This is a genomic window from Streptomyces silvae, assembly GCF_016745505.1.
Classification (GTDB): domain Bacteria; phylum Actinomycetota; class Actinomycetes; order Streptomycetales; family Streptomycetaceae; genus Streptomyces; species Streptomyces silvae.
The window spans coordinates 22,207-29,091 of sequence record NZ_JAERUC010000060.1 but is presented as its reverse complement, the minus strand read 5'-3'; the positions used below and the strand labels follow the sequence as shown (position 1 = coordinate 29,091).

Below are 6,885 nucleotides of genomic sequence, written 5' to 3'. Positions count from 1 at the left end.
AAGCCCATCACGTACTCGATGTGCTGCCAGGCGCCGATCAGCGAGTCGCGGTTGCCGACCTTGGCGTTGCCCGCGACCGCTCCGACCTTCGGGTCGGCGAACGGCTGGACGAGCTCGCGCACGGTGGAGGGCTCGAAGACCGTGTCGCCGTCCATCATCACGACGATGTCGTACCGGGCGTGCGCGATGCCGTTGTTGAGGGCCGCCGGCTTGCCGGCGTTGCGCTGGCGTACGACCCTGACGTTCGGGATCCACATCGCCTCGACGAGGTCGGCCGTGCCGTCCGTCGAGCCGTCGTCGATGACGATGACCTCGATCGGATAGTCACTGGCGACCAGCGACCGCACGGTCGCCTCGATGCACTCGCGCTCGTTGTACGCGGGCACGAGGACCGAGACGGGCCGGGTGAACGGCTCGCCCCAGCGGAAGTTCCTGCGGCGCACCTTCCTGGCGTGCAGGAAGGAGAGCAGCAGCATCAGGCCGAAGCGGACCATCACCAGGACGCCGATGGCCGCGAGGCCCACCACCAGGACGCTGGTGACGTTCTCGGAGATCTTGACCGCGCCGACGAACGCCTTGCCCTTCCAGAGCGCGAGCCCGGTGACCGGGGTGTGCGCGCTGGGGGCGCCGAGCGCCGACGTCAGGTTGGTGAACTCGTAGCCGCGCTCCTGCATCTCGGGCAGGAACCGGCCCAGGGCGGCCACGGTCTGGGACCGGTCGCCACCGGAGTCGTGCATGAGGATGATCGCGCCGTTCCCGTGCTTGGGCGTGGCGCGCTTGATGATCGCGTGGACGCCGGGGCGCTTCCAGTCCTCGCTGTCGGTGTTGTTCACGACGGTGAGGTAGCCGCGGCTGCCGATGTACTGGGTGACCGGCCAGGACTTGTTGTCCATCGCGTCGGAGAACGAGGAGTACGGGGGCCGGAACAGCGAGGTGCGGATGCCGGCGGCGCCCGCCAGCACCAGCTGGTTCTGGGAGAGCTCCCAGTCGATGCGGCTGGTGGACTGGAAGGAGAGGTCGGGGTGGTTGAAGGTGTGCAGCCCCACCTCGTGCCCCTCGTCGACCATCCGCTTCACGAGGTCCGGGTAGCGCGAGGCCATGGTGCCGGTGACGAAGAAGACGCCGTGGGCGTCGTGCTCCTTCAGCTCGTCCAGGACCCGCGGGGTCCAGACCGGGTCGGGGCCGTCGTCGAATGTCAGGACGATCTTGTGATCGGGTATCCGGAGCGTCGTGGCTTCCTCGCCCTCCGCGCGGGCGTCGATGACAGGTCCGCCTTCGAGGACCTTGTCAGGCACCTGGGTGGTGGGAGCGGGGGGCTGGACGCGGTGGTCGGCGAGGATCTCGCTGTGCACGTATCCGCGCAGCATGAGCATGGCGAGCAGGGCCACAAGAAGGAGCGACGGAAGCAGGTAGCGCATGGGAAGTCTGCGCCGGACGGTCCGCTTCTTCTTCCGGTTGTGTCTGCCCCGCGAAACGGGGGTTGTCATTTACTGAACGCCTTCTGGTTGCACCGGGGATTCCGAGGGGTCCGGGGAGGCCGGAGGACTCTCCTCGACGGGCGGGTCGGCGGTGACCGACGGCGACGGATCACCGGTCGGCTGTTCGGAGACCGGGCTGCCCGGGACGACGGGGTTGGAGGACGTGCCGGTCCGGGGCGGCTTGCCGGACGTGGAGGCCGAGGCGCTCGCGCCGGGACCGGCCGAACCGCCGGACGCGGAGGCGGCGCTGCCCGAGGGGGTCGCCCCGGGGACGCCGGAGACCGAGGCGGAGGCGGTGGGGGTGGCACCGGGGCTCTCGGACACGGTGGCGTCGCTCGGGGCGGGCCGGACCTCGACCTCTTCCGCGTGCTTCTCCTCCTGCCCGGAGAGGGGCAGCCAGGGAGCGCTGGAGTTCCCGCCGAGCACGGCGACCACGAGCGTCACGGCGTACACCGCGCAGATCGCGGCGAGCACCCAGCCCACACGCCGGTACGTCTTGCTGCGACGGCCGCTCTCGTCGACGAACACCGGGCCGTCGGACGGGTCCGGAGGGCCGGGTTCAACGGGTAGCTCGGAGAGCTGACGACCGAGTCCGTCCAGTTGGACGGTCACGTCGTTCGGCTCATGCGTGTGCCCGGTTCGGGTACCTTCGCGCCAATTTTCCACAGGTGTTCGCACTTCCCCCACTCAAAGAACCAGGTGCGCGGGAAATGACTGGAATCGTGCCATCGGATCAGGCCCCCACCCGTCCGTCCGCACCCGTCACCGAGCACCCGAAACCACGAATGTAGCGCACGCCGGCGACCGGAAGAGGGCTGTATCACCTGTTGTTCATGAACAGTGACCCATGAGTGACAGATCGGTTTCCGGCAGCCAGGATGTCGGTGGCCGTACCATCCATCCTTCCCTACCCGCGAGTTCGGTCACCGCGGCACGCAGTGCGGCCAGGCCGGGGTGGTGGAAGCCCTTGCGCCACACCATCAGCAGCGGCGACAGGGGCACCGGGCGCACGAGGGGGCGCAGCACCGTCCCCGGCAGGGGCGGAAAGCCTGCGACGGCCAGCACGGGGTTCCCGGTCTTCGCCATGACCCGTTGGAATTCGGCCACTCCGACGGCGAGCGGAGCGGGCGGGGCCAGGACGATGTCCCACTCCGCGAAGAGAGCGGCCGCGAGGTCCGTCCACTCCAGCGTGCGCGCATTGCCCGCCCCGGCGTAGACGGTTTCGCCGGTCAGATCACTCAGGGCGACCTCCTCGCACCCGGCCAGGGGGTGACCGGCCGGCAGGAGAACGGCCATCGGCTCGTACCGCACCGGCTGTACGGAGAGCTGGGCGAGGACGGCGGGATCGAGCCCGGCCGCCCGGCCGAAGGAGACGTCGAGCCGGCCGGCGAGCACCTCGCCCGCCGCCCAGGTCAGCCCGCTCTCGAAGCGCGCCATCAGCTCGCACTCGGGCACCAGCTCGCGGGCCCGGGCCAGCACCCGGGCCGCCGTCATCCCGTCGGTGTTGAGATCGACGAGCAGCGGGCGGTCCGCGGGGTCCGCGAAGGCCGCACGGAGCGCGGCGTGCGCGTCGAGCACCCGGCGGGCGTGCGGGAGGAGGCGTTCGCCGTCCGGGGTGAGCGTCACCTGCCGGGTGGTCCGGACGAACAGCGCCCGGCCCAGCTCGCGCTCCAGCCGGCGGATGTCCCGGCTCAGCGCCTGCTGGGCGACGTACAGGCGGGCGGCGGCCCGGGTGAAGTGCAGCTCCTCGGCCACCGCGACGAAGGCGCGGAGGAGCCGGGGATCGGTGTCGGATGCGGCCACGGGCCCAATTTACAACAGGAGTGCGTCAATGGGCCCGGATCAGGTGTTGGACGCCATCGGCCGCGCGATCCGAGGGTGGGGGCGTGCCTCCTGAAACCGCCGCCCCGGCCCTCGCCGACACCCCGCCCTCCCCGGCCCCGGACCCGCCCCGGGCCCCGGCCAATCCGTATCTGCGCCTGCTCGCCACCCCCGGGGCGCGCGCGTTCACCGCTGGCAACCTCCTCGCCAGGCTGCCCATGGGGATGTTCAGCGTCAGCGCCGTCATCATGATCGCCGGGGCGCACGGTTCGTACGCCCTGGCCGGGGCCGTGACCGCGACCGGGCTGGCCGCCACCGCCGTGGTCGCCCCCTGGACCGCCCGTCTCGTCGACCGGTACGGCCAGGCCAGGATCGCGGTGCCCGCCACCGCGGTCGCGGCACTCGGCTCGCTGGCCCTGGTCCTCTGCGTGCATTACGGCGCCCCGGTCTGGACCCTCTTCGCCGCCTACGCCGCGACGGCCACCACCCCGAACACCGGCGGCATGTCGCGGGCCCGCTGGGCCCATCTGCACCGGGGCGACGCGGCGGCCCTGCACACCGCGAACTCCTTCGAACAGGCCGCCGACGAACTGTGCTTCATGCTCGGCCCGGTCCTCGCCGCGTCCCTGTGCGGGGCGCTCTTCCCGGAGGCCGGCACCCTCACCGGCGCGGTGCTGCTCATGACCGGCGTCCTGCTCTTCGCCGCGCAGCGCGCGACCGAGCCGCCGGTGGCCCCCCGCACACCGGCCGCCTCTCCCCTGCGGACCCCTGGCATCCCCGCGCTGCTCGCCGTCTTCCTCGCGACCGGGGCCGTCTTCGGCGCGATGGAGGTCGTCTCCATCGCGCACGCCGGGGGCGCCATCCTCGCTCTCCAGGCCGGCGGCTCCTGTGTGGCCGGGCTGCTCTACGGTTCGCTGCGCCCGGCGGCGGCCGTGGGACGCAGGCTGCTGCTCTGCCTGACGGGGATGACCGTACTGATGTCGCTCCCCCTGATCGCTGCGGCCACGACCGGCTCGCTGCTGGTCCTCGCGGGCTGCCTGCTGCTCGCGGGGGCGGCCACCGCGCCCACCATGGTCACCGGCATGACCCTGATCCAGCGGCTCACCCCGCCCGCGCAGCTCAACGAGGGCATGACACTGGCCGTCACCGCGCTGCTGGGCGGCATAGCGGCGGGTTCCGCGGCGGGCGGCTGGACGGTGGAGAACGCCGGGACGGTGACCGGATACGCGGCGCCGATGTGCGCCGCGGCACTCGCCCTGGCCGTGGCGGCCGTGGGAACGCGCAGGGCCTGACCGCGTACGGGCGCGCGGACACAGGCACAAAAAACGAGGACCCCGCTGCCAGGGGCAACGGGGTCCTCGTTCACATGGGAATTGTGGAGATGGCGGGAATCGAACCCGCGTCCAACGGTGCGGAACCAGGGCTTCTCCGAGTGCAGTTCGCTACGCTTTTCTCGGCCCCGGAGGTCACGCGAACAAGCCTCCGACAGGCCCAGCCACTGTTTGATTTCCTTCCAAACCCCGTGGCCGGGCTTAGAAGTTTAGATCCCTAGTTGATGCCAGGATCCGGGTCGGGATCACTCCCGGGCTGACACTCCGCAGAGTCTTCGCTAGCTGCTAATTAGGCAGCGAGGGCGAAGGCGGAGGAATCGCGCTTGGAATTGGCGATTATTTTTTGCGACATATGGTTTACGAGATCATTGCCGCTTCCTCGACTCGCTTCCCCTGCTTCGACATCCGCTGTCGAAACCGATCATCCCCATGTTGATTTTTCAATCGTGCGCCCTCTGTGGGGTGCACGCCCATCGTACGTGACCAACGCACGCGGGTGCCACCGTATTCCTGCGGCTCCGGGGCGCGGGCCCCGGCGCGTCCGGTACGCGGACCCGGTCAGGCGCTGCGCTGGCGGCGGCGGGCCGCCGAGATCGCCCGGTTCGTCTCCCGCGTGTCCTGCTTCTCCCGCAGCGTCTGGCGCTTGTCGTACTCCTTCTTGCCCTTCGCCAGCGCGATCTCGACCTTGACGCGGCTGTCCTTGAAGTACAGCGCGAGCGGCACGATCGTGTGGCCCGTCTCCTGCGACTTGGACCGGAGCTTGTCGATCTCGGCCCGGTGCAGGAGCAGCTTGCGCTTGCGCTTGGCCGCGTGGTTGGTCCACGTGCCCTGCACGTACTCCGGGACGTGGATGTTGTGCAGCCACGCCTCCCCGTCGTCGATCTGGACGAAGCCGTCGACCAGCGACGCCCTGCCCATCCTCAGCGACTTGACCTCCGTACCCATGAGCACGAGACCGCACTCGTAGGTGTCGATGATGTGGTAGTCGTGCCGCGCCTTCTTGTTCTGCGCGATCATCTTGCGCCCGGTGTCTTTTTCCTTGGCCATAGTGCGGTCATTTTCGCACTACGACCCACCCCCGAGGCCACTCAATACCGTCTCGCCCCGCTCCTGGGCCTCCGGACCCGCCCCGACGTCCGGTGTGATGCCGCTTCCCTCGACGCTGCGGCCCGCCGGAGTGCGGTAGTGCCCGACGGTCAGCTCGGCCACCGAGCCGCCCGGGAGCTTGCTGGGCAACTGCACGGATCCCTTGCCGAAGGTGCGCGATCCGACGGTCACGGCCCTCCCCCGGTCCTGGAGCGCCCCGGTCAGCAGCTCGGCGGCGCTCATCGTGCCGCCGTCCACCAGGACGACCACGGGCCGCTCGGTGTCCCCGCCGGGATCGGCGTAGAGGGCGCGCTGCTCCCCGTGGACGTCGTACGTCGCGACGAGTCCGCCGTCCAGGAAGGCGGAGGAGGCGGTGACGGCCTCGCTGACCAGGCCGCCCGAGTTGGCCCGGAGGTCCAGGAGGATCCCGGCGTCCCCGGGCGCCCCGTCCACGGCGTCGCGGACGGCGGTGCCGGCGCCCTTGGTGAACGCGGCGACCTTGATCAGCACGGCCGACGACGGGTCCCGGCCGAGCCGTCGGACGCTCACCGGGTCCGTGCTGAGCCGGGCCCTGCGCAGGGTCGTGGTCCAGGAGTGTCCGCCGCGGCTCAGCCCTAGGACCACCGTGGAGCCCTCCGACGCCTTCACGCGGTCCCCGCGCAGCAGGGCGACCACCTCGGCGACGGGGCGCTTCGCGACCGCGCGTCCGTCCACGGTGCGCAGCAGGTCGCCCTCGCGCACCCCGGCACGGTCCGCCGGTCCGCCGGCCTTGACCCCGGTGACGGTGACCTGGCCGTGGGCCGCGCGGCGGGCGGCGATCCCCACCCCGGTGTACGAGCCGTCGAGGGCCTGCTCGAACTCCTCGTACTCCCGCTCGTCGTAGACCGCGCCCCAGCGGTCACCGCTGCGGCTGACGACCTCCTCGGCCGCGTCGGTGCCGGACTTGCCGTCGGCCTCCGCGTCGGCGACCGCGTCGGCGATCTCCTCACGGTCCACGGAGCCGACGGTGGAGGACACCGCACGGGTCTTTATCTCCGTGCTCTCCCCGTCCTCACGGGGCAGGGACCCGGTGGCCGCGGCGGTGGCCAGCACGCTCGCGAACACCAACGTCAGGGCCGCCCCGCGGTAGAGACCGCGGGGTTTCAAATGGTACGTAAGGCCCGGCATGT

Annotated in this window: 6 protein-coding genes and 1 other RNA gene; 1 reads left to right on the top strand and 6 read right to left on the bottom strand. The window is 70.9% G+C overall.

The window, feature by feature from the left end; genetic code table 11:
• The 3 genes from JKV81_RS07960 to JKV81_RS07950 form a co-directional block, all read right to left on the bottom strand.
• On the bottom strand, positions 1 to 1,487 hold a 1,487-nt coding region (locus tag JKV81_RS07960; protein ID WP_202075259.1), incomplete at its 3' end, for a polysaccharide deacetylase family protein.
• Entirely contained in the window at positions 1,488 to 2,144 is a 657-nt protein-coding gene (locus JKV81_RS07955; RefSeq protein WP_129263654.1) for a hypothetical protein, read from the bottom strand.
• A 165-nt stretch (positions 2,145 to 2,309) separates the two neighbouring features.
• A complete protein-coding gene (locus JKV81_RS07950; RefSeq protein ID WP_202075258.1) occupies positions 2,310 to 3,281 on the bottom strand; it encodes a LysR family transcriptional regulator in 972 nt (323 codons plus the stop codon).
• 83 nt (positions 3,282 to 3,364) lie between these two features.
• Between JKV81_RS07950 and JKV81_RS07945 the strand changes: the two genes are divergently transcribed.
• Positions 3,365 to 4,591: an MFS transporter gene (locus JKV81_RS07945; RefSeq protein WP_164992687.1), complete on the top strand. Its 1,227-nt coding sequence runs from the start codon at positions 3,365 to 3,367 to the stop codon at positions 4,589 to 4,591.
• A gap of 81 nt (positions 4,592 to 4,672) precedes the next feature.
• Here JKV81_RS07945 and ssrA read toward each other — a convergent pair.
• The 3 genes from ssrA to JKV81_RS07930 all read right to left on the bottom strand — a co-directional run bounded on the left by ssrA (position 4,673) and on the right by JKV81_RS07930 (position 6,883).
• Positions 4,673 to 5,059, bottom strand: a transfer-messenger RNA (tmRNA) gene (ssrA, locus tag JKV81_RS07940).
• A 129-nt stretch (positions 5,060 to 5,188) separates the two neighbouring features.
• Positions 5,189 to 5,677 (bottom strand): SsrA-binding protein SmpB, encoded by a 489-nt coding sequence (smpB, locus tag JKV81_RS07935; RefSeq protein ID WP_099172924.1) that lies wholly within the window; start codon positions 5,675 to 5,677, stop codon positions 5,189 to 5,191.
• An 18-nt stretch (positions 5,678 to 5,695) separates the two neighbouring features.
• The gene (locus JKV81_RS07930) at positions 5,696 to 6,883 is read right to left on the bottom strand and encodes a S41 family peptidase (protein ID WP_129263660.1); all 1,188 of its coding nucleotides are present in this window, start codon (positions 6,881 to 6,883) and stop codon (positions 5,696 to 5,698) included.
• Positions 6,884 to 6,885: the final 2 nt, after the last annotated feature.